Raw genomic sequence first — 25,128 nt, 5'->3', positions numbered from 1 at the left:
TTCTAATTTTTAAAACTATCTTTGCGCCACAACAACAACACACTACATTCATGAGTTCTGATACGAGCAAACGCTACAATTTACGAGGAGTTTCGGCTTCTAAAGAAGATGTGCACCAAGCTATCAAAAACATTGACAAAGGCTTATTTCCGCAAGCATTTTGTAAAATTATCCCTGATTATTTAACTAACGACGACCAATATTGCATCATTATGCATGCAGACGGTGCAGGAACCAAGTCTTCCTTAGCCTATATGTATTGGAAAGAGACAGGAGATATTTCAGTTTGGAAAGGAATTGCTCAAGATGCCTTAATCATGAATATTGATGATTTATTATGTGTTGGTGCAACCGATAATATCTTACTTTCATCCACTATTGGAAGAAACAAAAATCTAATTCCTGGCGAAGTTATTTCAGCCATCATCAACGGAACGGAAGAATTAATTTCAGATTTAAAAAGTCACGGAGTTACCATTCATTCAACCGGTGGAGAAACTGCTGATGTAGGAGACTTAGTTCGTACGATTATCGTAGATTCAACCGTAACAGCTCGCATGAAACGTGCAGATGTAATTGATAATGCTAATATTCAAGCAGGTGATGTAATTGTAGGATTGGCTTCATTTGGTCAAGCTACTTACGAAAAGGAATACAATGGCGGAATGGGAAGTAACGGTTTAACTTCAGCTCGTCATGATGTTTTTGCAAAATATTTGGCTGAAAAATATCCGGAAAGTTTTGATGCATCAGTTCCAAATGAGCTAGTGTATTCAGGTCAAACGAAATTAACGGATACAGTCGAAAATAGTCCAATTGACGCAGGAAAATTAGTGCTTTCTCCAACGAGAACGTATGCCCCGGTTATCAAAAAGATCTTATCAAAATACAATTCAAATCAAATTCATGGAATGGTGCATTGCAGTGGTGGTGCCCAAACAAAAGTGCTTCACTTCGTAGAAAACGTTCACGTGATTAAAGATAATTTATTTCCAGTCCCACCATTGTTCCAATTAATTCAAGAGCAATCCAAAACCGATTGGAAAGAAATGTACCAAGTTTTCAATTGTGGTCACCGCATGGAATTATATGTTCCTGCCGAAGTAGCGCAAGACATCATCGAAATTTCAAAATCATTCAACATCGACGCACAAATCGTAGGAAGAGTTGAAAAATCAGATAGCAAGAAATTAACAATTATATCCGAATACGGAAAATTTGAATATTAATCTGTAGAGACAAGTCATGACTTGTCTCTCTGTTTTTAATGAAATTAAAATTTACAACACAACAACAATAAAATGCAACACAACATATTAATTTTAGATTTCGGTTCGCAATACACCCAATTAATTGCCCGAAGAGTAAGAGAATTAAATATTTTCTGCGAGATTTTTCCATTCGATAAAATTCCAGCAGATTTATCATCATATAAAGCAGTAATTTTAGGTGGAAGTCCATGTTCAGTGCGTTCAGAAGAAGCACTTCACCCAGATTTATCTCAAATTAGAGGCAAAATGCCGTTGTTAGCAGTTTGTTACGGAGCACAATATTTAGCCCATTTTTCAGGTGGAGAAGTAGCAGCTTCTAACACAAGAGAATACGGAAGAGCAAATCTTTCGTACATCAAAGAGAACGAATTGTTTTTAGAAGGTGTTTCTGAAAATAGCCAAGTTTGGATGAGTCACTCGGATTCCATCAAGAAACTTCCGACAAATGGTGTCATGATTGCGAGTACAAAAGACGTAGAAAACGCAGCATATAAAATTGAAGGAGAAACTACTTATGCCATTCAATTTCACCCAGAAGTATACCATTCAACAGATGGAAAACAAATGTTGGAAAACTTCTTAGTGAAAATTGCGCAAGTACCTCAAACCTTCACGCCAAACGCTTTCGTAGAGGAAGTGGTTGCAGAAATGAAAGCTAAAATCGGAAACGATAAAGTGGTTTTAGGACTTTCGGGTGGTGTAGATTCAACAGTAGCCGCGGTTTTATTGAATAAAGCAATTGGTGAAAACTTATATTGTATTTTCGTCAACAACGGATTATTACGTAAAAACGAATTCCAAAATGTACTAAATCAGTACAAAGGAATGGGTTTAAACGTAAAAGGAGTTGATGCTTCGGCACGCTTTTTGGATGCGTTAGCTGGATTAGATGATCCAGAAGCAAAACGTAAAGCCATTGGAAAAGCGTTCATTGAAGTTTTTGATGATGAAGCACACCAGTTAACCGATGTAAAATGGTTAGGTCAAGGTACAATTTATCCAGATGTTATCGAATCAGTTTCGGCAACTGGCGGACCTTCGGCAACGATTAAATCGCATCATAATGTAGGGGGATTGCCTGATTTTATGAAATTGCAAGTTGTAGAGCCTTTACGAATGTTATTTAAAGATGAGGTTCGTAGAGTAGGAAGATCATTAGGAATTGACGAAGAATTATTAGGTCGTCATCCATTTCCAGGACCAGGATTAGCGATTCGTATTTTAGGTGATATTACACCAGAAAAAGTTGCTATTTTGCAAGAAGTAGATGCTGTTTTCATCAACGGATTAAAAGAACATGGATTATACGACAAAGTATGGCAAGCGGGAGCAATCTTATTGCCTGTAAATAGTGTTGGAGTAATGGGTGATGAGCGTACTTATGAAAAAGTAGTAGCATTGCGTGCAGTAGAATCTACAGATGGAATGACAGCGGATTGGGTACATTTACCTTATGAATTCTTAATGAAGATTTCGAATGAAATTATAAATAATGTTAGAGGCGTGAATAGAGTGGTGTATGACATCAGTTCGAAACCACCTGCAACGATAGAATGGGAATAAAATAAATTTTTCAAATTCAACATATAAATTTCAATAGCAATTATTTTTATTCTATTTTTACGATATAAATTGCTATTGAAATTTTTGTTTTTAAAATGTTATAGAGTATCATGAAAAGAATCATTTTTTTTATTTTTTTATTTCAAGCTTTTACTTTTCAGCTTCAAGCACAAATAAAACATATTGTAGCAAAGGGGGAAACTGTTTTTCAAATTGCAAAAAAATACCAAATAACTCCCTACGATATTTATCGTTTGAACCCAGATGCTAAAGGAGGTGTTAAAGAAAATACGACTTTATTAATTCCAAAACCATCAACGGGTAAAGCAATTATTCATGAAGTTGGAGAGAAAGAAACTCTTTACGGAATTGCTAAAAAATATAACGTAACTGTTTCTGATTTAGAAAATTGGAACAAACAACAATTAGATGGCGGGTTGAAAAAAGGGCAACAAATTTTCGTTTCCAAACCTTCCTCGAATCAGGTAAAGACTCCCTCTTTGTTTGTGCCAGATGCCAAGCCTAAATTGGATAGTAAAACAGCATTGTCTAACTATGAAGTGCAAGCGAAAGAAACGTTATATAGTTTAACCAAGAAATTTGATATTAGTCAGGAGGAGTTAATCAAGTTAAATCCTGATTTACAAGATGGCTTGAAAATTGGAATGATTTTAAAAGTGCCATCGAATGGATCTGTAATCACAAAAGCAAAAGATTCAGTTTTAGTTGCTAAAAATAAAGTGAATTTGTTAGGATCGGTAGATAAATCGAAACAAAAAAACTTAGTATTGTTGTTGCCGTTTAATATCAATAAAATTGAAACAGATTCGGTTAAAACCAAAACAGAGCAATTAAAAACTAATAAATTCTTAAACCTTACTTTGGATTTTTATGCAGGAGCGCTTATGGCAATTGATTCGGCTAAAGTGTTAGGATTGCCAGTAAATGTTAAGGTGTACGATGTAGAAAGTACTAAATATTCTTCTAATGTAGCTTCTATTATTTCTAAAAATGATTTCGAAAATGTAGATGCGGTTGTAGGACCTTTTCAAAATTCAGTAGTAGAAACAACAGCACAATTGCTAACAAAATATAATACACCAGTAATTTCGCCACTTTCTAAAGAGCGAGGGTTACCGTTACCAAATTTATATTACACCGTTCCAGCGGAAGATCGTTTACGTGCTTCGATGTTTGATTATTTCAAATCGAAAAACGGAAATGTAGTAGCCATTATTAGTGCTAAGAAAACAACTTCAAAAGATTTTATAATAGCAAATCATCCAGAAGTTAAGCATGCTTTGTTTAATGATAAAGGGGCTTTAGATGTGGCGCTTTTAAAAACAAAATTAGTTAAAGGTCAAAAGAATTTTGTTTTGATGGAAATCGAAAAAGCAAGTACTATTATAAGTATTACCAATATTTTAAAAGGGTTGCAAAAAGAATACGACATTCAATTAGCGGTTTTCGAATTATATGATGCGTTGAACTTTGAAGAAATTCCAATGAAGAATTTAACGGATTTAAAATTGTTATTTCCATCAGCAACTAAAATAGCCGAAACACCAGAAGAAAAAATATTTGAAAAACAATTCAAGAAAATTAACAATATTTATCCAAACGCTGCCGCTAAAAAAGGTTTTGATGTTACGTTTGATGCCATGTTGCGTATTTGCCAACCAGAAGGATTTGTAAAATCAGCAGCAACTACCAAAACTGAATACATTGAAAACGCATTTGATTATAATTCTAGTAACGGATTAATTTCAAATAACGCGACGTATTTATTGTACTACGACAGTGATTTAACGATTAAACAAGCACAATAATGGCAACTTCAAAAGTGACTTATTTAGGTGATTTACGCACCTCTTCTATACATTTACAATCAGGTTCGGAAATTATTTCGGATGCACCACTAGACAACAACGGAAAAGGAGAAGCTTTTTCTCCAACCGACACTGTTGCCAACGGATTAGCAAGTTGCATGTTTACCGTTATGGGAATTAAAGCACGCGATTTAGACGTAGATTTTTCAGGTTCCACTGCAGAAGTAACCAAAATTATGGGAACCGAACCAAGAAGAATTACCGAAATTCATGTAACTTTCAATTTCTCCATAAATCCCGACGAAAAAACAAAAACTATCTTAGAAAGAACGGCAATGACTTGTCCTGTTTTATTAAGCTTGCATCCAGATATTGAAAAGGATGTTGTTTTTAATTGGAAGTAATAGATAAAAGAACAAAGATGAAAGAGAAAAGAATATAGGCAGTTTTAAAAAGTCTTTCTTCTATTCTCTTTTTTCTAACCTCTAAAGCAAAAATGACCAACCAAGAACTTCTCGTAAAACTCGCACATACTAAAATGCCGTTTGGCAAATACGAAGGCTATTACTTAATCGACCTTCCGGAGTATTATGTGGTTTGGTATGCCAATAAAGGTTTCCCAAAAGGACAATTAGGCGAACAATTAAAATTGGTACACGAACTCAAGCTAAACGGCTTAGAAGAACTCGTTCGAAACATCCGCAGAAACTTTCCAAAAAAATAAAATTTTTTTGCCACGGATTAAAGGATTTTCAAGGATTAATCAGTGTTAATCTTTGTAATCCGTGGCTATTAAAATTGATAATTTGTATTCTTTGTAGAAACGTTGGATTTTTCCTTCACTAGAAAGTATATTGTTTACAATTTAATTACAAAATTGATACATCGACTAATTGGCACATTGACTAATTAGTGTTATCTTTGCACGATTTTATTATAGATAAAAGATATTTATCGCAACAACAACACAACAACAATACAATGAACCAAACTAAGTACATTTTTGTTACCGGAGGTGTGACTTCTTCTTTAGGGAAAGGAATCATCGCTGCTTCGTTAGCTAAATTATTGCAAGCCAGAGGATACCGAACGACCATTCAAAAGTTTGATCCATACATAAACGTGGATCCAGGAACATTAAATCCTTACGAACACGGAGAATGTTATGTAACAGACGATGGAGCAGAAACGGATTTAGATTTAGGTCACTATGAGCGTTTTTTAAACGTTCCTACTTCTCAAGCGAACAACGTAACTACAGGAAGAGTGTATCTTTCAGTTATTGAAAAAGAACGTAGAGGAGAATTTTTAGGAAAAACGGTTCAGGTAGTACCTCATATCACAAACGAAATCAAGGAACGCATGCAGTTACTTGGAAAATCGGGTGATTTTGATATTGTAATTACTGAGATTGGTGGAACTGTTGGAGATATAGAATCATTACCTTATATCGAGTCAGTACGTCAATTGATTTGGGAATTAGGTGAAAATAACGGAATCGTAATTCATTTAACGCTAGTGCCTTATTTGGCTGCTGCCGGAGAATTAAAAACGAAACCAACACAACATTCGGTGAAAACTTTAATGGAAAGCGGAATCAAAGCTGATATTTTAGTGTGTAGAACTGAACATGAAATTTCGCAAGATTTACGTCAAAAATTAGCGTTGTTTTGTAATGTAAAAAAAGAAGCGGTAATTCAATCGATTGATGCTTCCACTATTTATGAAGTTCCCAATTTAATGTTGGAAGAAGGATTGGATAGAGTAGCGTTGAAAAAATTAGATTTACCGGAAAAAAATACACCAGATTTAAACAACTGGAACGAGTTCTTATTTAGATTGAAAAATCCTAAGCACGAAGTAAACATTGGTTTGGTTGGAAAATATGTGGAATTGCAAGATTCGTACAAATCGATTTTAGAAGCTTTTATTCATGCAGGAGCAGCAAATGAGACCAAAGTGAATGTTATTTCTATTCATTCTGAATATTTAGATGCCAATTCGGCAGAAAGTCAGTTGAAAGATTTAGATGGTATACTTGTTGCACCAGGTTTTGGCGGTCGTGGAATTGAAGGTAAAATCGATACGGTTCGTTATGCAAGAGAAAATAATATTCCATTTTTCGGAATTTGTTTGGGAATGCAAATGGCGGTCATTGAATATTCGCGAAATGTTTTAGGTTATACGGATGCGAATTCAACCGAAATGAATGAAAATACAACTCATCCCGTTATTAATTTAATGGAAGAGCAAAAAAATATTGAAAACAAAGGAGGAACTATGCGTTTAGGTGCATGGAAATGTAGTATCAAAGAAAATACGTTGGCACAAAAAATCTATGGTAAAACGGAGATTATGGAGCGCCACCGTCACCGTTACGAATTCAATGGTGCGTATTTAAACGAATTAGAAAAAGCAGGATTAGTAGCTTCGGGAGTAAATCCAGATACGAAGTTGGTAGAAATTGTTGAAATTCCTACACATCCTTTCTTTATCGGCGTTCAATACCATCCTGAATATAAAAGTACTGTTGCAAATCCGCACCCACTTTTTGTGAGTTTTGTAGCTGCAGCTGTACAACATAAAACTAAATAATCGGTTCATTAAAAACTGAACTTTGAACACTAATAAATAGATGGAAGAAAAAAAATTAGACCTTAATTCGATTATCGGATTTGTATTGATTTCTGGAATTTTGATTTGGATGTTATATTCCAATGCTCCAACACCAGAAGAACAAAAGGAAAAAGAGAAAAAAGAGCAATTAGACAAACAAGCCAAAGAAGTTAAAACGGTTACCTCAACGGTTGCGGCAACTCCAGTAGCGGATTCTACTAATAATGCTGCAACGCAAGCACAATTAGGTTCGTTTGGATATTCTGCAACACTTCCGTCAGCTACAGATGCTGTTACAGAAATCAAGAATGAAGTTTTATCACTTAAAATTTCTAATAAAGGAGGTTATATTACAGAAGCAACTGTTTTAGGATTTGATCAATTTGAGAAAAATTCAAAAAAAGCGGTTCAAATCATTAAAGATAAAAACGCTTCTTTAGACATTGCTTTAAATACAACTGATAACAGAACGTTGCATACAAAAGACATGTATTTTGAACCTAAGTTAACTACTGAAGGTAAAAATCAAGTTTTGACATTACAATTAAAAGCAGGTCCAGATCAGTTTTTGGAATATCGTTATGTGTTAAAACCTAACGAATACATGTTAGATTTTGCTATCCGTTCTCAAGGTTTAGAAAAAGTAGTGAATACTTCTAAACCATTAGATTTAGAATGGCAATTAAAATCATACAGAAACGAGAAAAGTATTTCGTATGAAAATCGTTATACGGAGTTAGTTTTCGAATATGAAGATGATAAGGATGATTATTTAAACGCAGCAAAAGATTCAGAAGATGAAGCAAAAGATGTTTCTTACATTGCTTTCAAACAACATTTATTCACTTCTATTTTATTAACCGATACGAAGTTTAAAACAGCAAAATTCAAATCTGATAATTTAGTGGATGATGAAGAAATTGATACTGTTTTTACAAAGAATTTCACAGCACAAGTTCCTTTAGAATTTAAAAACGGTGCTTTGAATTATAACATGAATTGGTATTATGGTCCTTCAGATTATACTATCTTAAATGATTATGAGAAAAATCTTGACGAAATTATGCCATTAGGTTGGGGAATTTTTGGATGGATTAACCGTTATATTTTTATTCCTGTATTCGGATTTATTTCAGCGTTAGGTATTGGTTACGGAATTGCGATTATTTTATTCACGATTTTAGTTCGTATAGTAATGTCGCCAGTAACATATAAATCATACTTGTCACAGGCAAAAATGAAAGTGTTACGTCCTGAAATTGCTGAATTGAATGAAAAATTCAAGGACAATCCGATGAAGAAACAACAAGAAACTATGAAGTTGTATTCTAAAGCCGGCGTAAATCCTATGGCAGGATGTTTACCAGCCTTGATGCAAATGCCTATTTTCTATGCCTTGTTTCAGTTCTTCCCATCGATGTTCGATTTAAGACAAAAATCGTTCTTATGGGCAGATGATTTATCTTCATTTGATGCTGTACTTCAATTACCTTTCCATATTCCATTTTATGGAAGTCACGTGAGTTTATTCCCAATTTTAGCGTCTATTGCTATTTTCTTCTACATGAAAATGACAACTGGAGACCAGGCAATGAGTACACCTCCACAAGAAGGGATGCCTGATATGGGGAAAATCATGAAAATTATGATTTATATTTCTCCAATTATGATGTTGTTTTTCTTTAACAACTATGCATCAGGATTGAGTTTATATTACTTCGTTTCTAACTTAATTACGATTGGAATTATGTTGGTTATCAAGAATTACATCGTGAAAGAAGACAAAATTCATGCTCAAATTCAGGAGAATAAAACAAAAGAGAAAACGGAAAGTAAATTCCAAAGAAAAATGCGCGAAATGATGGAGCAAGCAGAAGCTCAAAAAGCCGCACAAAAGAAAAAGTAAATTTATCTTAATATTAACCCTGTCTGCACCGACAGGGTTTCTTTTTTAGTAATTATGAGAATTGCAATTATAGGATTTGGTAACTTAAGCAATATATTTAATTAAGAAAAGGAGAATATATATCAAAAAAAGCATGTACATTTATTTTATTGGAGTAATTAGTTTAGGATGTATAGAATTAACAAAATTTAATTAAACAAAAGATTATGTTTATTTGATTAATTTTGTAAAGGGAATAATAATTGCTTATAAATTATAGTTACATAGAAAATAAAGAACATAAAATGAAACAAATTTTCGTATTGCTTTTAGTATTAAATTCTTTTTTAGGATTTACTCAAGATAATATCAATCAATTAGATGATAAAGGAAATCGTCATGGTTTGTGGAGAGGAACTCATAAAGAATCGAATAGAATTCGTTATGAAGGCACTTTTAATCATGGAAAAGAAACAGGTATATTTAAATATTTTGATGATACTAAAGCCGCAACTGTAATTGCAACGCGTGATTTTTCTAAAGGTAACGGTTCTTGTTATGCTGTATTTTATGATCAAAAAGGGAATAAAGTTAGTGAAGGAACTTTGGCAAATAAACTACCATCAGGTGAGTGGAAGTATTATCATTTTGAATCAAAACAGTTAATGACTCTAGAATTTTATAAAAACGGAAAGTTAGATGGCGTTAGAAAGGTTTTTTATAAAGATGGAACAATTGCTGAAGAAACTAACTATAAAATGGGGGTTAAAGTTGGAAATTCTAAAACTTATTCTGAAAAAGGTCAATTAATAGATTCTCATATCTATAAAAATGGACAATATGATGGTATAGCAACTTATTATGATGGAATGGGGAATAAAATGTATGAAGGAAATTATGTTAATGGAAAACGTGTAGGTATTTGGAAATTTTTTGAGAAAAATAAAGTAATTAATGAAGTAAAAGCAGCAAAATTTAGTAAAGAATTAATAAAATACGAGCAAAGAAATACACAAGAAGTATCAAAAACGCTCGATCAATTGAAACAAGAAAAAGGAGGGCAGGAATAAATGAAACGAGTAGTAGTTGGACTTTCTGGAGGGGTAGACTCAAGTGTTGCCGCTTATTTATTAAAAGAACAAGGTTATGAAGTTATCGGGTTGTTTATGAAAAATTGGCACGATGATTCAGTTACAATTTCTAATGAATGCCCTTGGTTAGAAGATAGTAATGATGCTTTATTAGTAGCAGAAAAATTGGGAATTCCTTTCCAAACGGTTGATTTGTCAGAACAATACAAAGAAAAAATTGTCGATTACATGTTTAACGAATACGAAAAAGGAAGAACTCCAAATCCTGACGTATTGTGTAACCGTGAAATTAAATTTGACGTTTTTATGAAAATTGCAATGTCTTTAGGTGCTGATTATGTAGCAACGGGACATTATTGCCGCAAAGGAACACTTGAAAAAGACGGAAAAGAAGTATATCAATTATTAGCAGGTAAAGATGACAATAAAGATCAATCTTATTTTTTATGTCAATTATCACAAGAGCAACTTTCAAAAGCTTTATTTCCAATTGGCGAATTAACAAAACCAGAAGTTCGTGAAATTGCATCTAAATTGGATTTGATTACTGCTGAAAAGAAAGATTCGCAAGGGCTTTGTTTTATTGGTAAAGTTCGGTTACCCGAGTTTTTACAACAAAAATTACAACCTAAAGAAGGTATTATTATTGAAATTCCTACTGAAGCAATTGTGTATACTCAAGAAAAACCTCAATTCAGCTCAGATGAAGAGGCTTTTGCTTTTGAAGCCAAACGCATTGATTACTTGAAAGTGCCTGGTAAAGTTATGGGCAAACATCAAGGTGCTCATTATTTCACAAAAGGACAACGTAAAGGATTAAATGTTGGTGGAACAAAAGAGCCTTTATTCATCATTGAAACAGATGTAGAAAAAAATATCATTTACACGGGTCAAGGAAATAATCATCCAGGCTTATTCAAAAAAGCATTGTTTATTGCAAATGATGAAGTACATTGGATAAGAGAAGATTTAGCATTAAAAGAAAGTGAAAAAATGGAGGTAATGGCTAGAATTCGTTATCGTCAACCTCTTCAAAAAGCAACATTACATCAATTTAAAGAGGGAATGTATGTTGTGTTTGAAAAACAGCAATCTGCAATTACAGAAGGACAATTTGTAGCTTGGCACCATAATGATGAAGTTTTAGGAAGTGGTGTTATTGCTTAATAAAATTATAATTCTTCAATTAAAATAAGTAAATTTGATTATGATAAACACATTTATATGAAGAATTTCTTATTTTTTGTAGTATTTATTTTTAATTTAGGTTTTTCTCAAGAAGACGCATGGGTGTATTTTAATGACAAACCTGATGCAACTAATTATTTATCAAATCCGCTTACTATGCTCACGCAAAGAGCTTTAGATAGAAGAACTGCGCAAGGAATTGCATTAAATAATACAGATGTTCCAATAGCCCAAACCTATATTGATCAAGTTGATTTAGCAACAGGTATTTCTGTTTTGGCAAAATCAAAGTGGCTGAATGCTTTGCATATTAGGGGTACTCAAACAGATATTCAAGCTTTAACGAGTTTGCCATTTGTAAATTCGATTGAGTTTGCAAATCAAACATTAAACAATAGAAGTATAGCTACAAATAATTCTCAGGTCAATAAACAAATGAATGTTGAAATTACATATAATTATGGTACTTCAGCTAATCAAATTCAAATGCTAAACGGACACTTATTGCATGAGCAAAATTATACGGGTGCAGGGAAAATTATTGCGGTTTTAGACTCAGGTTTTTTAAATGTAAATACGGTTCAACCATTCCAACGTCTTTTTACAAATAATTTAATATTAGGAGGTTACAATTATGTAAGTCAAAGTTCTGATGTTTATACATTGCATAATCACGGAACGATGGTGCTTTCTTGCATGGGTGGTTATGTAGATGGTCAATTAATCGGTACAGCTCCAGATGCCCAATATTATTTATTTGTTACCGAAGATGTAGCTGGAGAAAATCCAGTAGAAGAAAGTTATTGGGTAGAAGCTGCAGAAGAAGCCGATAGATTAGGAGTTGATGTAATTACGTCATCACTTGGTTATTTTGGTTATGATAATCCAAATTACAGCCATACATATAGTCAAATGACCGGAAATCAAGCTTTTGCTTCAAGAGGTGCTAATATTGCTTTTTCAAAAGGTATTGTGGTTATTGCAAGTGCAGGAAATTCGGGTGCTTCTGCGAATCCTTATGTTGGTGTTCCAGCTGAAGCTACAAATGTATTGGCTGTTGGAGCTGTTAAGGCAGATGAAACGTATGCAGCATTTAGTTCCAGAGGGCCTTCGTTTGACGGTCGTGTGAAGCCAGATGTTATGGCTCAAGGACAAGCTTCGGTGGTGTCAAATACAAGTGGAACCATTGTAACAGCAAACGGAACTTCCTTTGCGGGACCTATTATGGCTGGTATGATTACAAGCTTTTGGTCAGCAGTACCAAATTTAACAGCAGCAGAAGTGGTGCAATTTGTAAAAGAATCATCAGATAGATTTACGATTCCAACAAATCAATTTGGATATGGAATTCCAGATTTTCAATTGGCTTTAAATAATGCTTTGTCAACCGTTTTATTTGATAATGAGACCATATTAATCTATCCTAATCCCCTTCAAAACGAGCTTACAATTCAACTTCCTAAGTCAGAATCAATAGGGAAATTAACATTGTGTAACAATTTAGGACAACAGGTAAGCGAATTTACTATTTCAGAAGCGAATAAGACAATTTATCTCTCTAATTTGGCATCAGGATTGTATTTTTACCAATTCAATACAACTAATAAATCAACTACAGGAAAATTATTAAAATTATAATGAATAAAATTACCCAACTCTTCAATATAAAATATCCAATTATTCAAGGTGGAATGATTTGGAACAGTGGTTATAAATTAGCTAGTGCAGTAAGTAATGCTGGTGGATTAGGATTAATTGGGGCAGGTTCTATGTATCCAGAAGTATTAAGAGAACACATTCAAAAATGTAAAAAAGCAACAGATAAACCTTTTGGAGTAAACGTACCAATGTTATATCCTAACATTGAAGAAATTATGCAAATTCTAAAAGAAGAAGAAGTAAAAATCGTTTTTACTTCAGCTGGAAATCCAAAAACATGGACTCCATTTTTAAAAGAAAATGGCATAACCGTTGTACATGTTGTAAGTAGTTCAAAATTTGCTCTAAAAGCCCAAGAAGCGGGAGTGGATGCTGTTGTTGCAGAAGGCTTTGAAGCTGGTGGACACAATGGTAGAGAAGAAACTACAACATTGACTCTTATTCCAATGGTGCGAGAACAAATTGATATTCCACTTATTGCTGCAGGAGGAATTGCAACAGGAAGAGGAATGCTTGCCGCTATGACTTTAGGTGCCGATGGTGTTCAAATGGGAAGCCGTTTTGCTGCTTCAACCGAAAGTTCTGCTCACGATGAATTCAAAAGAACGATTGTGGAAACGGGTGAAGGCGATACGCAATTAACTTTAAAAGAGTTAGCTCCTGTTCGATTAATCAAAAACAAATTCTTTAATGATGTTCAGGAATTATATGCTAAATGTCCGTCTAAAGAAGATTTAGAAAATTTACTTGGAAAGCGTAGAGCAAAACGTGGTATGTTTGAAGGTGATTTAATAGAAGGAGAACTAGAAATTGGTCAAATTGCAGGATTAATTCACGATATTTTACCTGTTGAAACTATTGTTGATAACATAATAACGGAATTTAACGTTGCTAAACATGAGGTTGCTACCTTTGAATTTTAATATAATAATGAAATGAAGAGTTTAAAATACATTCTATTGTTCTTGTTTTTTGCATCGGTGACTGCTTATGCGCAAAAATATAATTTCAAAACTTCTGGTTTTATGGTAAGCCAGAAAGACAAAAAAGGAAATTGGGGCGATTGGTCTAAATTACAAAAAACCGAAATGACCGTACTTTTAGATATGGAAAGTCATAGAATTGTGGTGTATTCAGAAGTGTTACAATTGTTTTCTATTATAAAATATGGAAATCAAGAAACGATAGGAGATGATGATGTGGTAAAGTTTAATTGTGTAGATAATAATGGAGTAGAGTGTACTTTAGCTATTTACACAAGAAAAAAACAAGGTAGTAGAAACCAACTTTACATTACATATCAAGACATAATTATTGCTTACAATATGGATGTTCTTGAAGATAAGGCAGCTAAGAAAAAATAAATTTAAATTATACTTGAAATGACTTTTTATTGAATCCAATAGAAAGTCATTTTTTTATTTATTAACATTCCATTTACATCAAAAACGTACTTTTGTATAAATTATTTAAAAATGAAGAAAGCCTTAATCTTATTAGTTGTTTTAGTTTCTTTTTTAGTAACTGCTCAAGACAAACCAAAATTAGTCGTTGGAATCGTGGTTGACCAAATGAAAATGGAATATCTATACCGTTTTTCAAGCGATTTTTCTGAAAATGGTTTCAAAAGATTAATGAATCAAGGTTATACGTTTCATAATACGCACTACAATTACATGCCAACATACACAGCTCCAGGTCATGCTTCAGTTTACACCGGAACTACGCCATCGGTTCATGGAATTGTTGGTAACGAATGGTTTAATAAAGATACAGGAAAAGAAATGTATTGTACTGATGATGCAACTGTTTCAACCATTGGAGATGATTCTGAAAAAGAAGGCAAAATGTCGCCAAGAAACTTGCAAAGTTCTACTATCACTGACGAATTAAAGTTGTCAACCAATTTCAAAGGAAAAGTGATTGGAATGAGTATTAAAGATAGAGGAGCCATTCTTCCAGCTGGGCATTTTGCTGACTGGGCATTTTGGTACAGCAAAACTGGAGCATTTATATCAAGCACCTATTATGGGGAAAAACTTCCAGATTGGGCAACGCAATTCAATGCCGAGAAAAATTATTTAAAATATGTAAGCAAAGGTTGGAATTTACTAAAACCAAAAGAAGCTTACAATGAAAGTTTAACGGATAACAATCCATACGAAGGAAAATTATATAAAAAAGCACCGTTTATGCCTTACAACTTGCAAGATATGTATGATGCAAACGATGTTGGAATCCTACGTTCAACGCCTTATGGAAATAACTTATTAGCCGATTTTGCTAAAAAAGCCATCGAAAGTGAAAATTTAGGAAAAGATAATATTACCGATTTCTTAGCCGTAAGTTTCTCCTCTACAGATTATATTGGTCACGTTTTAGGACCACGTTCTATTGAATTACAAGACACCTATTTGCGTTTAGACGAAACGATTGCTGATTTCTTGGCTTACTTAGATAAAACCGTTGGAAAAGGAAATTACTTGGTTTTCTTAACAGCTGATCACGCTGGTGCGGAAAATGTAACCTATTTGAAAGATAATAAATACAAGGTAGATAACATCAATTATAAAAACATTCAAAAAGAGTTAAAGGAGTTTTCAGAATCTACTTTTGGAGAAAATTTAGTATTGGATTATTCCAATTATAATGTGTTTATTGATAAAAGTAAAGTCAAATCAAAAGGCTTGAATTTACAAGAGGTAAAACAGAATTTTAAAGATTATTTGCAAAAACAAGATTACATCAAACGTGTTTATACCGAAGAAGAAGTGGCAAACGCTAACGAAAGTGACTATTATTTAAACTTTGTTTCCAAAGGCTACGACCCAACACAAAATGGAGAATTAGTATTGATTTTTAAACCAGGTTATGTTGAGTATTCTTCAACTGGAACTACGCATGGTTCACCTTATTCTTATGATACGCATGTTCCACTAATTTTCTTTGGTTGGAACATCAAAAAAGGACAAACCCACGACAGAAAAGAAATCATCCAAATTGCGCCAACTATCACACAAATGCTAAAAATCACTATGCCAAATAGTACTGATGGTAAGGTTTTGTTAGAGGTTTTAGGGGAGTAAAAATTAATACAACATCAATTTGGGCTTATTTCAATTAATAAATTAATGTATATCAAATTCCCAAATTAAACCAAAAAAAGTTAGTCCATTAAAAATTACTTTGCTATTTTTGTGGCACTTTTTTAAACAAGATAAACGCATAATAATTATGAACATACACGAATATCAGGGTAAAGAAATCCTAGCTAGTTATGGAGTACGCGTTCAACGTGGAATTGTAGCTAACAATCCAGTTGAGGCGGTTGCTGCAGCAAAACAATTGACTGCTGAAACAGGTACAAGTTGGTACGTAGTAAAAGCACAAATCCATGCTGGAGGTAGAGGAAAAGGTGGAGGAGTTAAATTAGCTAAAAACTTAGATCAAGTTACTGAAATTTCTGAGCAAATCATCGGAATGCAGTTAATTACACCACAAACACCACCTGAAGGAAAAACAGTTCACAAAGTTTTAATTGCTGAAGATGTATATTATCCTGGAGAAAGTGAAACTTCTGAATTCTATGTGTCAGTTTTATTAAATAGAGCTACGGGTAGAAATATGATTATGTATTCTACAGAAGGTGGAATGGATATTGAAGAAGTGGCAGAGCACACTCCTCATTTAATTTTTACAGAAGAAATTGATCCTGCTATTGGATTACAAGGTTTCCAAGCTAGAAAAATTGCCTTCAATTTAGGTCTTTCTGGAAATGCTTTCAAAGAAATGGTTAAATTTATTGATGCTTTATACAATGCTTACATTGGTTCAGATGCTTCAATGTTTGAAATTAACCCAGTATTAAAAACATCTGATAATAAAATTTTAGCAGTTGATGCTAAAGTAAATATCGACGATAACGCTCTATTCAGACAAGCAAAATATGCTGAAATGAGAGATGTTAGAGAAGAAAATCCAATTGAAGTTGAAGCTAAAGAAGCTGGATTAAACTATGTTGACCTTGACGGTACAGTAGGATGTATGGTGAATGGTGCTGGTTTAGCAATGGCAACTATGGATTTAATTAAATACGCAGGTTTTGAACCAGCTAACTTCTTAGATGTAGGTGGAACTGCTGATGCAAAACGTGTTGAATTAGCTTTTAGAATTATCTTAAAAGATCCAAACGTTAAAGCAATTTTAATCAACATTTTTGGAGGAATCGTTCGTTGTGACCGTGTAGCTCAAGGTGTTGTAGATGCATATAAAAACATGGGTGATGACATTAAAGTGCCAATCATTGTTCGTTTACAAGGAACAAACGCAGAAATCGCTAAAGAATTAATTGATAATTCAGGTATGCCAATTTTATCTGCTGTTCAATTCCAAGAAGCAGCTGACCAAGTTAAAGCAGCTTTATCTTAATTAGAACTTAAGACCAATTATAAAAAGACTCTCAGATTTATCTGGGAGTTTTTTGTTTTTGCACCCACAATATTTTTAAAACATCAAAGGATTTCTTACATTAGCCATTCAATTAAAACATCATGATTTCAGAAGCCCAATTTCAAAAAGAATTAGAAATAATCATTAGTAATGCCATTCGAGAAGATGTTGGAGATGGTGACCATAGTTCGTTGGCTTGTATTCCAGCATCGGCGGAAGGAAAAGCTAAATTATTAGTGAAAGATGAGGGCATTATTGCTGGAGTAGAATTCGCTAAAATGATTTTTAACTATGTGGATAAAAACATGGTTGTGGAGGTAGTAATTCAAGATGGTGAAAAAGTTAAGCACGGCGATATTGTTTTGTATGTTTCAGGAAGTTCACAATCTATTTTAAAAGCAGAACGTTTGGTTTTAAATTCAATGCAACGAATGAGTGCTATAGCAACTAAAACTAAAATGTTTGTTGATTTATTAGAAGGTACTAAAACCAAAATTTTAGATACTCGTAAAACCACACCAGGTATTCGTGCCATAGAAAAATGGGCAGTGAAAATTGGAGGTGGAGAAAATCACCGATTTGCCTTATACGATATGATTATGTTAAAGGATAATCATATTGATTTTGCAGGTGGAATAGCGGAAGCAATTGCTAAAACAAAACACTATTTAATCGATAATAACAAAGATTTAAAAATTATAGTTGAAGCCAGAAATTTGGATGAAGTACAGCAAATTTTAGATGCTGGAGGTGTATACAGAATTCTATTAGATAATTTCGATTACGAAACGACCAAGAAAGCTGTTGCGATGATTGGAAATCAATCTTTAACAGAATCTTCAGGAAATATTAATGAAAAAACGATTCGTAATTATGCAGAATGTGGTGTAAATTACATTTCTTCTGGGGCTTTAACACATTCTGTTTATAACATGGATTTAAGCTTAAAAGCGATATAAATTATGTCGGAAGAAATAGAAAATAAAATCAATAAAATTCCTATTGTAAAGCAGCTAGTTTTCTTTGCAAAAGCCATAAAGTTAAAATCTTTAGAAGGAATGTCTCTATATGATATTTTGGAAATGTATGTTTTAGGGATTTTTAGAGGTGCTTTTTCATATCGAGCAAGTGCTATTGCATTTAGTTTCTTCATGGCGTTATTTCCATTTGCCTTATTTATTTTGAATTTAATTCCATTTATTCCTTTAGAAAATTTTCAAGCCGATTTTTTAAAATTTGTTGAAGAAGGTGTTCCGCCAAATACGTATGATGCTATCGAAATCATATTAAAAGATATCATGGGGACCAGTCACCAAGGGTTGTTATCTTCTGGTTTTATTTTGTCAATATTATTAATGACAAACGGTATTAATGCTATTTTAGGAGGATTTGAAATGTCTGAACACATAACAATTACTCGTGGGTTTTTTAAGCAGTATTTTATTTCATTAGCCATCTCTTTAGTTTTGTCAATGATATTAATCATTACGGTTTCAGCCATTGTAATTACGGAGGTTATGATTCAAAAAATTAATATTCATGGGTATGTTGCAGATGTTTCGGTAATTGAATGGAGTCGTTTTGGCTTTATTATTTTAATGATTTTAATTACAACTTCTATCCTATATAAATTTGGTACTAAAGAAACTTCAAAAATTTCGTTTATAAGTTATGGAGCTGTGTTTACTACTATCTTAATTATCATTTCTTCCTATATTTTTGGAGTATATGTTGTAAAGTTTGCACGTTATAATGAGTTATATGGTTCTATTGGTACGCTTCTTGTACTTATGTTTTATATTTGGATTAACTGCATGGTTTTGTTATTAGGATTTGAATTAAATGCAACAATTTCAAAATTGAAAAGAAAAAATTTATATATTTAACCAAACTAAAAAAAAATCAAATTATGAAAAAACAGGTTATTACACTTTTATTGCTAGTTGCGACTGTATTTACTGTAAATGCACAAAAAACGGTAGCAGGAGTTAAAGTAGATGCTAAAATGAGTTTAGAAGGGCAAAATTTAATATTAAATGGAGCTGGAACTCGTGTTAAGATGTTTATGGATATGTATGTTGGTGCTTTATATGTAGAGAAAAAAAGCGCAAATGCTACCGAAATCATGAACAGTAAAGAAGGAGCTGCTATTAAATTAAACATTGTTTCAGGATTAATTACTTCTGATAAAATGGTTTCTGCTATTAACGAAGGTTTCGAAAATGCAACAGGTAAGAAAACAGCACCATTAAAAGCTAAAATTGACAAATTCAAAGGCTTCTTTAAAGAAGAAATTAAAAAAGGAGATGTTTTTATTATCATCAACGTACCAAATGAAGGAGTTGTTGTTTATAAAAATGGAGTTAAAAAAGGAAGCATTGACGGACACGATTTCAAAAAAGCTTTATTCGGAATTTGGTTATGCGACAAACCTGCTGATAAAGATTTAAAAGATGAGATGTTAGGAAAATAATTCTAACTAAATACAAAAGCTAAGCGTTCTCAACTGAGGACGCTTTTTTTATTGATGAGTTTATCTTTTCTCTTTTTTCTTTTCTCTATTCTCTTTTTCCAACTATATTTGTTCTATGCTGTATTTTATCGAAGTCGTTTTACCGTTGGCTGTTTCAAAAACCTTTACATATCAGGTTTCTGAGGCAGAATTTAACTACATTCAAATTGGAATGCGAGTGGCAGTTCCTTTTGGTAAAACAAAGATTTATACGGCTCTGGTGTTGAGTAAAACCAATACACCACCTCAATTATATGATGCAAAAGAAATTCATCAAATTTTAGATGAAAGACCAGTTGTAAATTCAAAACAAATTGAACATTGGAAATGGATTGCTTCCTATTATATGTGTTCGCTGGGTGAGGTTTTTAGAAGTGCATTGCCTTCAGGTTATATCTTAGAGAGTGAAACAATTATTTCGGCAAAAGAAAATTCTGAAATTGATTGTAATGAACTAAAAGATGATGAATATCTAATTTTAGAAGCCTTAAAAAGTCAATCTTCTATTACAGTTCAAGAGGTGATTAAAATTTTAGGAAAGAAAACCGTTTTCCCAATAATTAATCGATTATTGACAAAAGGCGCTTTGGTTTTACAAGAAGAAATTTCGGAACAATACAAACCGAAGTTAGTTCGCTATATTAAATTGCACGAATCTTTTTTACAACAAGAACAATTAGCCGAGTTATTGGAAGTGTTATCCAAAGCCAAAAAACAACGCGAATTGGTTTTGTATTATTTTCAATTACAAGCTCGAGAAAAAGCACCTATTTCGGTTAAGAAATTAATTGAAACATCAGGTAGTACTTCAGCTATTGTTAAATCGTTGGTCGATAAAACTATTTTTGAAGAATATTACATTGCAAAAGATAGAGTGACTTTCGATAAAAAAGAGGATAGTCAATTTGTATTGAGTGAAGCCCAACAATTAACATTTGATAGTATTCAAGAAAATTTTAAAACGTTCGATGTGAATTTGTTACATGGTGTGACGGCTTCGGGTAAAACCGAAATTTACATTAAACTTTTAGAACAATATATTAAGGCAGGAAAGCAAGTGTTGTTTTTATTGCCAGAAATAGCTCTTACTACACAATTAGTCCAAAGATTAACTGCTTATTTTGGAAATGAAGTAGCGGTTTTTCATTCAAAATATACAAATAACGAAAGAATTGAAGTTTGGAATCAAGTCATAGAAAATTCTCCAAAAGCTAAAGTAGTTATTGGTGTTCGAAGTGCTTTGTTTCTTCCATTTTCAAATCTAGGTTGTATTATTGTGGATGAAGAGCATGAGCAAACGTTCAAACAACATGATCCAGCGCCAAGATATCATGCACGTGATGCTGCCATAGTTTTGGCTAAGCAACACGGTGCAAAAGTGGTTTTAGGAAGTGCTACGCCTTCTTTAGAAACCTATTATAACGTGCAATCTAATAAATACGGTTTAACTGAATTAAAAGTGCGTTATGGAAATGTAGTATTGCCTGAAATTCAATTGGTTGATTTAAAAGATAAATATTTCAGAAAGAAAATGTCAGGCCATTTTTCAGATGAATTATTGGAGGAAATTACTGAAACGTTGTCTAAAGGCGAACAAGTTATTTTATTTCAAAACCGCAGAGGATTTTCACCTTATGTGGAATGTATGACGTGTGGTCATGTGCCGCATTGTCCAAGTTGCGATGTGAGTTTGACGTATTATAAATTTAAAAATCAATTACGTTGTCATTATTGTGGTCATTCGATTGCAAATCCTACACATTGTCATAGTTGTCAATCAGTGGATGTTACTTCAAAAGGTTTCGGAACCGAGCAAATCGAAATGGAATTGAAAACACTTTTTCCAGAGAAAAATATCGGAAGAATGGATCAAGATACTACTCGAGGTAAATTTGGTTTTGAAAAGATAATTGATTCGTTTAAAAACAGAGAAATTGATGTTTTGGTAGGAACGCAAATGCTTGCCAAAGGTTTAGACTTTGACAACGTAACTTTAGTTGGAATATTAAATGCCGATAATTTATTGAATCAGCCGAATTTCAGAGCTTACGAAAGAGCATATCAAATGATGATGCAAGTTTCAGGTAGGGCAGGACGTTCTGAAAAGAAAGGGAAAGTCATCATTCAGACCTATAACCCCTATCATAATACTATTCAGCAAGTTTTGGGTAATGATTATTTGGGAATGTATAAAGAACAAATTTACGAGCGTCAGAATTTTAAATATCCGCCATTTTTTCGATTAGTAAAACTAACATTGAAACATCGTGATTTTGATAAGTTAAAAGAAGGTTCTATGTGGTTGTATAATGTGTTGTCTCAAAATTTAGATATGCCAGTTTTGGGTCCGGAAGAGCCAGCTATAAATAGAATTCGAAATGAATACATTAGGACTATAATGGTTAAAATACCAATTCAAAAAAACTTAGGCGCAACCAAACAAACTGTAGCAAAAGTGTTAATGAGTTTTGAAGCGGTTCCACAATATCGTTCTATTAAAGTAAAAGTGGATGTAGATGTGTATTAAGCGTTTTCTATAGCTCTAACAATTTCTTCTTTTTTGTTTCTGCTTAACGGTATTTTAGTTGTTCCAATTTCGGCAAACTTACTATTGAATTTTTCTACGCGATCTAAATTGATGATATATGATTTATGTACGCGAATAAATTTACCTTCTGGGAGTTCTTTTTCAAAACCTTTCATGGTTGATAATACTAAATGACTTTCATCATCAGTCACTAATTTAATATAATCACCATAGGCTTCAATCCATTTTATTTTAGAAACAAATATTTTAAGTTTTTTTAAGTTACTTTTAATCACAATACTTTCTATATTTTCTTCGTTGTTTTCAGAACGAAGAAAGTGCAACTCAATAGCTTTTTTTACTGCTTTTATAAAACGTTCCTTAGAAATTGGTTTTTGAAGAAAATCAGTAGCTTCATAATCAAAAGCTTTTACAGCATAGTCAGCTTTAGAAGTGATAAATATAATTTGTGGTTTTATTTTTAGTCCATCTAAAAAATCAAAGCCGTTAATTAAGGGCATTTCAATGTCTAAAAACATTAAGTCAATAGTGTTGTTATTAATGCAATTCTTAGCTTCAAGGGCATTAGCAAAATCTCCAATTAAATTCAATAATATTGATTCGTTAACTAGTTTTGTGATAGTAATTCTTTGAAGGGCGCTATCATCTAATACAATACAATTCAACTTCATAGTCTGATTTTTTATTCGGGATTGATAAAAGTAGAATATATATTACAAAAAAACAAATTTATTCGTGTAAAATTAATATCTGCTTTGATTTGTTAATTCAAATAAAAGTATTATTTTTGCACCCAATTTTATAACAATAAATATAAAGATTATGAATCATTATGAAACTGTTTTCATCTTGAATCCCGTTTTATCTGAACAACAGGTAAAGGAAACAGTAAGCAAGTTTGAAGATTTTCTTACTTCTAAAGGGTCTGAGATGGTATCGAAAGAAGATTGGGGCTTAAAAAAATTAGCTTACGAAATTCAACACAAGAAAAGTGGATTTTACCACTTATTCGAATTCAAAGCGCCAGCTGAAATTATTATTGCATTTGAAACTGAATTCCGTCGTGACGAGCGTGTTATGCGTTTCTTAACTGTGTCTTTAGACAAACATGCAATTTCTTGGGCAGAAAGAAGAAGAGTTAAATTAAAAGCTAAATCAAACTAATCATGTCTACATTAGAGCAATCTGCAAAAGGTAAAAAAGACGGAGATATCAGATATCTTACGCCTTTAAACATAGATACAAACAAAACTAAAAAGTATTGTCGTTTTAAAAAATCAGGTATCAAATACATCGATTATAAAGACGCAGACTTTTTATTGAAATTTGTTAACGAGCAAGGTAAAATTTTACCAAGACGTTTAACAGGTACTTCATTAAAATACCAAAGAAAAGTTTCTGTAGCTGTTAAAAGAGCTCGTCACTTAGCTTTAATGCCATACGTGGCCGATTTATTAAAATAATATTTAACAAATAGTTGTTGCTTCGCCATAAGCGGGCTAACTTCTACTAAAAAGGACAACAACATGGAACTTATCTTAAAACAAGACGTTCAAAATTTAGGATTTAAAGATGATGTAGTAACTGTGAAAAACGGATACGGACGTAACTTCTTAATTCCTCAAGGTGCTGCTATTTTAGCTACTCCTTCTGCTAAAAAAGTTTTAGCCGAAAACTTAAAGCAAAAAGCGCACAAAGAAGCTAAAATTGTTGCAGATGCTAAATCTTTAGCAGAAGCATTAAAAGCTTTTGAAATTAAAATTACAGCTAAAGCTGGTGGTGATAAATTGTTTGGTTCTGTTACTAATGCTAACATTGCAGAAGTATTAGAAGCTAACGGTCATTCTATTGATAGAAAATTCATCACAAGTGGTGTTGTTAAACGTGTAGGTAAATATACTGCAAGCGTAAGATTACACAGAGACGTTATCGTTGAATTAGCTTACGAAATCGTAGGTGAAAAAGCATAATTTTTCTTAAAATATAAATTAGCTCCGATATTATCGGGGCTTTTTTTTTATCTTTACTTTATAAAATTACTACATGAAGTACACAAGATTAACTAAAGAGCAATTAGAAGAATTACATCCCGAATTTATTACCTTTTTAGCTACCCAATCGATAGATAAAAAGGAATGGGATGAAATCAAACAAAATAAACCACAAATTGCCGAACAAGAAATCGATGTTTTTTCCGATATGATTTGGGAAAAAGCATTGACGAATGTTACACATATTGATCATTTTTCTAAAAACTATATTTTTCTTTTTAAATGTTTGCAAAATGCGGTTTTTTCTTTCGTAATAAAAACCAATAATCCACAAATTGATTTTGTTTCTGCCGATGGAATTCACTGGTTATCTGAAAATCTTTTTTCTGATGATGTAGAAATAACAAGAGGAAAAAAAGAGTTAACTGAAAACAGAAACGAATCGTTGTTTGAAATCATCAAGCAAGGAGGAATCATCAGCAAAGGAGAATTGTTTACCAAATTAGACAGCTTAATCAATCAATAA

General features: G+C 32.7%; 23 protein-coding genes. 22 read left to right on the top strand and 1 reads right to left on the bottom strand.

The window, feature by feature from the left end:
- The first annotated feature begins 50 nt into the window (after window positions 1-50).
- The 18 genes from RSE15_RS04385 (at window position 51) to priA (ending at window position 22,590) form a co-directional block, all read left to right on the top strand.
- On the top strand, window positions 51-1,229 hold the full coding sequence (locus tag RSE15_RS04385; RefSeq protein ID WP_324069748.1) for an AIR synthase related protein: 1,179 nt from the start codon (window positions 51-53) through the stop codon (window positions 1,227-1,229).
- A gap of 72 nt (window positions 1,230-1,301) precedes the next feature.
- A complete protein-coding gene (guaA, locus tag RSE15_RS04380; protein WP_324069747.1) occupies window positions 1,302-2,834 on the top strand; it encodes a glutamine-hydrolyzing GMP synthase in 1,533 nt (510 codons plus the stop codon).
- A gap of 110 nt (window positions 2,835-2,944) precedes the next feature.
- Window positions 2,945-4,663, top strand: a complete 1,719-nt coding sequence (locus RSE15_RS04375; RefSeq protein ID WP_324069746.1) for an amino acid ABC transporter substrate-binding protein — start codon at window positions 2,945-2,947, stop codon at window positions 4,661-4,663.
- Window positions 4,663-5,067: an OsmC family protein gene (locus tag RSE15_RS04370; protein WP_324069745.1), complete on the top strand. Its 405-nt coding sequence runs from the start codon at window positions 4,663-4,665 to the stop codon at window positions 5,065-5,067. The genes RSE15_RS04375 and RSE15_RS04370 overlap by 1 nt, the downstream gene beginning before the upstream one ends.
- A 92-nt stretch (window positions 5,068-5,159) precedes the next feature.
- Entirely contained in the window at window positions 5,160-5,387 is a 228-nt protein-coding gene (locus RSE15_RS04365; RefSeq protein WP_262317572.1) for a DUF3820 family protein, read from the top strand.
- 257 nt (window positions 5,388-5,644) lie between these two features.
- Window positions 5,645-7,258 carry a CTP synthase gene (locus tag RSE15_RS04360; protein ID WP_324069744.1) on the top strand — a complete coding sequence of 538 codons (1,614 nt, stop codon included), beginning with the start codon at window positions 5,645-5,647 and terminating at the stop codon, window positions 7,256-7,258.
- A gap of 40 nt (window positions 7,259-7,298) precedes the next feature.
- Window positions 7,299-9,185 (top strand): membrane protein insertase YidC, encoded by a 1,887-nt coding sequence (gene yidC, locus RSE15_RS04355; RefSeq protein WP_324069743.1) that lies wholly within the window; start codon window positions 7,299-7,301, stop codon window positions 9,183-9,185.
- Between the two features lie 284 nt (window positions 9,186-9,469).
- Complete coding sequence (locus RSE15_RS04350) at window positions 9,470-10,234, top strand: toxin-antitoxin system YwqK family antitoxin (protein WP_324069742.1); 765 nt, start codon at window positions 9,470-9,472, stop codon at window positions 10,232-10,234.
- A complete protein-coding gene (mnmA, locus tag RSE15_RS04345) occupies window positions 10,235-11,422 on the top strand; it encodes a tRNA 2-thiouridine(34) synthase MnmA (protein ID WP_324069741.1) in 1,188 nt (395 codons plus the stop codon).
- Window positions 11,423-11,479: 57 nt separating this feature from the next.
- Window positions 11,480-13,081: a S8 family serine peptidase gene (locus RSE15_RS04340; RefSeq protein ID WP_324069740.1), complete on the top strand. Its 1,602-nt coding sequence runs from the start codon at window positions 11,480-11,482 to the stop codon at window positions 13,079-13,081.
- Window positions 13,081-14,025 (top strand): NAD(P)H-dependent flavin oxidoreductase, encoded by a 945-nt coding sequence (locus RSE15_RS04335; RefSeq protein WP_324069739.1) that lies wholly within the window; start codon window positions 13,081-13,083, stop codon window positions 14,023-14,025. Before RSE15_RS04340 ends, RSE15_RS04335 begins: the two co-directional genes overlap by 1 nt.
- Window positions 14,026-14,037: 12 nt before the next feature.
- Window positions 14,038-14,466: a hypothetical protein gene (locus RSE15_RS04330; protein WP_324069738.1), complete on the top strand. Its 429-nt coding sequence runs from the start codon at window positions 14,038-14,040 to the stop codon at window positions 14,464-14,466.
- A gap of 111 nt (window positions 14,467-14,577) precedes the next feature.
- The gene (gene pafA, locus RSE15_RS04325) at window positions 14,578-16,188 is read left to right on the top strand and encodes an alkaline phosphatase PafA (protein ID WP_324069737.1); all 1,611 of its coding nucleotides are present in this window, start codon (window positions 14,578-14,580) and stop codon (window positions 16,186-16,188) included.
- A 148-nt stretch (window positions 16,189-16,336) separates the two neighbouring features.
- Window positions 16,337-17,530 carry an ADP-forming succinate--CoA ligase subunit beta gene (sucC, locus tag RSE15_RS04320; RefSeq protein ID WP_324069736.1) on the top strand — a complete coding sequence of 398 codons (1,194 nt, stop codon included), beginning with the start codon at window positions 16,337-16,339 and terminating at the stop codon, window positions 17,528-17,530.
- A gap of 122 nt (window positions 17,531-17,652) precedes the next feature.
- Complete coding sequence (nadC, locus tag RSE15_RS04315; RefSeq protein WP_324069735.1) at window positions 17,653-18,510, top strand: carboxylating nicotinate-nucleotide diphosphorylase; 858 nt, start codon at window positions 17,653-17,655, stop codon at window positions 18,508-18,510.
- 3 nt (window positions 18,511-18,513) lie between these two features.
- On the top strand, window positions 18,514-19,437 hold the full coding sequence (locus tag RSE15_RS04310) for a YihY/virulence factor BrkB family protein (RefSeq protein WP_324069734.1): 924 nt from the start codon (window positions 18,514-18,516) through the stop codon (window positions 19,435-19,437).
- Window positions 19,438-19,460: 23 nt separating this feature from the next.
- A complete protein-coding gene (locus tag RSE15_RS04305; RefSeq protein ID WP_324069733.1) occupies window positions 19,461-20,024 on the top strand; it encodes a chalcone isomerase family protein in 564 nt (187 codons plus the stop codon).
- Window positions 20,025-20,139: 115 nt separating this feature from the next.
- Window positions 20,140-22,590, top strand: coding sequence for a replication restart helicase PriA (priA, locus tag RSE15_RS04300; protein WP_324069732.1), 2,451 nt, complete (start codon window positions 20,140-20,142; stop codon window positions 22,588-22,590).
- Here priA and RSE15_RS04295 read toward each other — a convergent pair.
- The gene (locus RSE15_RS04295) at window positions 22,587-23,282 is read right to left on the bottom strand and encodes a LytR/AlgR family response regulator transcription factor (RefSeq protein WP_324069731.1); all 696 of its coding nucleotides are present in this window, start codon (window positions 23,280-23,282) and stop codon (window positions 22,587-22,589) included. The two genes, priA and RSE15_RS04295, sit on opposite strands and share 4 nt — an antisense overlap.
- Before the next feature lie 151 nt (window positions 23,283-23,433).
- Here RSE15_RS04295 and rpsF point away from each other — a divergent pair, with 151 nt between their 5' ends.
- The 4 genes from rpsF (at window position 23,434) to RSE15_RS04275 (ending at window position 25,128) form a co-directional block, all read left to right on the top strand.
- Complete coding sequence (gene rpsF, locus RSE15_RS04290) at window positions 23,434-23,775, top strand: 30S ribosomal protein S6 (protein WP_008253663.1); 342 nt, start codon at window positions 23,434-23,436, stop codon at window positions 23,773-23,775.
- A gap of 2 nt (window positions 23,776-23,777) precedes the next feature.
- Window positions 23,778-24,074: a 30S ribosomal protein S18 gene (gene rpsR / locus RSE15_RS04285; protein WP_008253655.1), complete on the top strand. Its 297-nt coding sequence runs from the start codon at window positions 23,778-23,780 to the stop codon at window positions 24,072-24,074.
- A gap of 63 nt (window positions 24,075-24,137) precedes the next feature.
- A complete protein-coding gene (gene rplI, locus RSE15_RS04280) occupies window positions 24,138-24,581 on the top strand; it encodes a 50S ribosomal protein L9 (RefSeq protein WP_324069730.1) in 444 nt (147 codons plus the stop codon).
- Window positions 24,582-24,654: 73 nt separating this feature from the next.
- Complete coding sequence (locus RSE15_RS04275) at window positions 24,655-25,128, top strand: DUF6495 family protein (protein WP_324069729.1); 474 nt, start codon at window positions 24,655-24,657, stop codon at window positions 25,126-25,128.

Origin of the sequence: Flavobacterium sp. (assembly GCF_035195345.1) — a bacterium.
Lineage (GTDB): Bacteria > Bacteroidota > Bacteroidia > Flavobacteriales > Flavobacteriaceae > Flavobacterium.
Note: the sequence above shows the minus strand (reverse complement) of the source record. Positions and strands in the feature narration are given on the sequence as shown.

What these genes read in the sequence shown, in the direction of transcription:
- RSE15_RS04305 (WP_324069733.1), top strand. Translation starts at nt 19,461, where the DNA reads ATGAAAAAACAGGTTATTACACTTTTATTGCTAGTTGCGACTGTATTT.
- nadC (WP_324069735.1), top strand. Translation starts at nt 17,653, where the DNA reads ATGATTTCAGAAGCCCAATTTCAAAAAGAATTAGAAATAATCATTAGT.
- RSE15_RS04365 (WP_262317572.1), top strand. Translation starts at nt 5,160, where the DNA reads ATGACCAACCAAGAACTTCTCGTAAAACTCGCACATACTAAAATGCCG.
- guaA (WP_324069747.1), top strand. Translation starts at nt 1,302, where the DNA reads ATGCAACACAACATATTAATTTTAGATTTCGGTTCGCAATACACCCAA.
- RSE15_RS04385 (WP_324069748.1), top strand. Translation starts at nt 51, where the DNA reads ATGAGTTCTGATACGAGCAAACGCTACAATTTACGAGGAGTTTCGGCT.
- RSE15_RS04350 (WP_324069742.1), top strand. Translation starts at nt 9,470, where the DNA reads ATGAAACAAATTTTCGTATTGCTTTTAGTATTAAATTCTTTTTTAGGA.
- RSE15_RS04360 (WP_324069744.1), top strand. Translation starts at nt 5,645, where the DNA reads ATGAACCAAACTAAGTACATTTTTGTTACCGGAGGTGTGACTTCTTCT.
- RSE15_RS04335 (WP_324069739.1), top strand. Translation starts at nt 13,081, where the DNA reads ATGAATAAAATTACCCAACTCTTCAATATAAAATATCCAATTATTCAA.
- sucC (WP_324069736.1), top strand. Translation starts at nt 16,337, where the DNA reads ATGAACATACACGAATATCAGGGTAAAGAAATCCTAGCTAGTTATGGA.
- RSE15_RS04340 (WP_324069740.1), top strand. Translation starts at nt 11,480, where the DNA reads ATGAAGAATTTCTTATTTTTTGTAGTATTTATTTTTAATTTAGGTTTT.
- RSE15_RS04310 (WP_324069734.1), top strand. Translation starts at nt 18,514, where the DNA reads ATGTCGGAAGAAATAGAAAATAAAATCAATAAAATTCCTATTGTAAAG.
- pafA (WP_324069737.1), top strand. Translation starts at nt 14,578, where the DNA reads ATGAAGAAAGCCTTAATCTTATTAGTTGTTTTAGTTTCTTTTTTAGTA.
- RSE15_RS04370 (WP_324069745.1), top strand. Translation starts at nt 4,663, where the DNA reads ATGGCAACTTCAAAAGTGACTTATTTAGGTGATTTACGCACCTCTTCT.
- RSE15_RS04295 (WP_324069731.1), bottom strand. Translation starts at nt 23,282, where the DNA reads ATGAAGTTGAATTGTATTGTATTAGATGATAGCGCCCTTCAAAGAATT.
- yidC (WP_324069743.1), top strand. Translation starts at nt 7,299, where the DNA reads ATGGAAGAAAAAAAATTAGACCTTAATTCGATTATCGGATTTGTATTG.
- rpsR (WP_008253655.1), top strand. Translation starts at nt 23,778, where the DNA reads ATGTCTACATTAGAGCAATCTGCAAAAGGTAAAAAAGACGGAGATATC.
- RSE15_RS04330 (WP_324069738.1), top strand. Translation starts at nt 14,038, where the DNA reads ATGAAGAGTTTAAAATACATTCTATTGTTCTTGTTTTTTGCATCGGTG.
- RSE15_RS04375 (WP_324069746.1), top strand. Translation starts at nt 2,945, where the DNA reads ATGAAAAGAATCATTTTTTTTATTTTTTTATTTCAAGCTTTTACTTTT.
- rpsF (WP_008253663.1), top strand. Translation starts at nt 23,434, where the DNA reads ATGAATCATTATGAAACTGTTTTCATCTTGAATCCCGTTTTATCTGAA.
- RSE15_RS04275 (WP_324069729.1), top strand. Translation starts at nt 24,655, where the DNA reads ATGAAGTACACAAGATTAACTAAAGAGCAATTAGAAGAATTACATCCC.
- rplI (WP_324069730.1), top strand. Translation starts at nt 24,138, where the DNA reads ATGGAACTTATCTTAAAACAAGACGTTCAAAATTTAGGATTTAAAGAT.
- mnmA (WP_324069741.1), top strand. Translation starts at nt 10,235, where the DNA reads ATGAAACGAGTAGTAGTTGGACTTTCTGGAGGGGTAGACTCAAGTGTT.
- priA (WP_324069732.1), top strand. Translation starts at nt 20,140, where the DNA reads ATGCTGTATTTTATCGAAGTCGTTTTACCGTTGGCTGTTTCAAAAACC.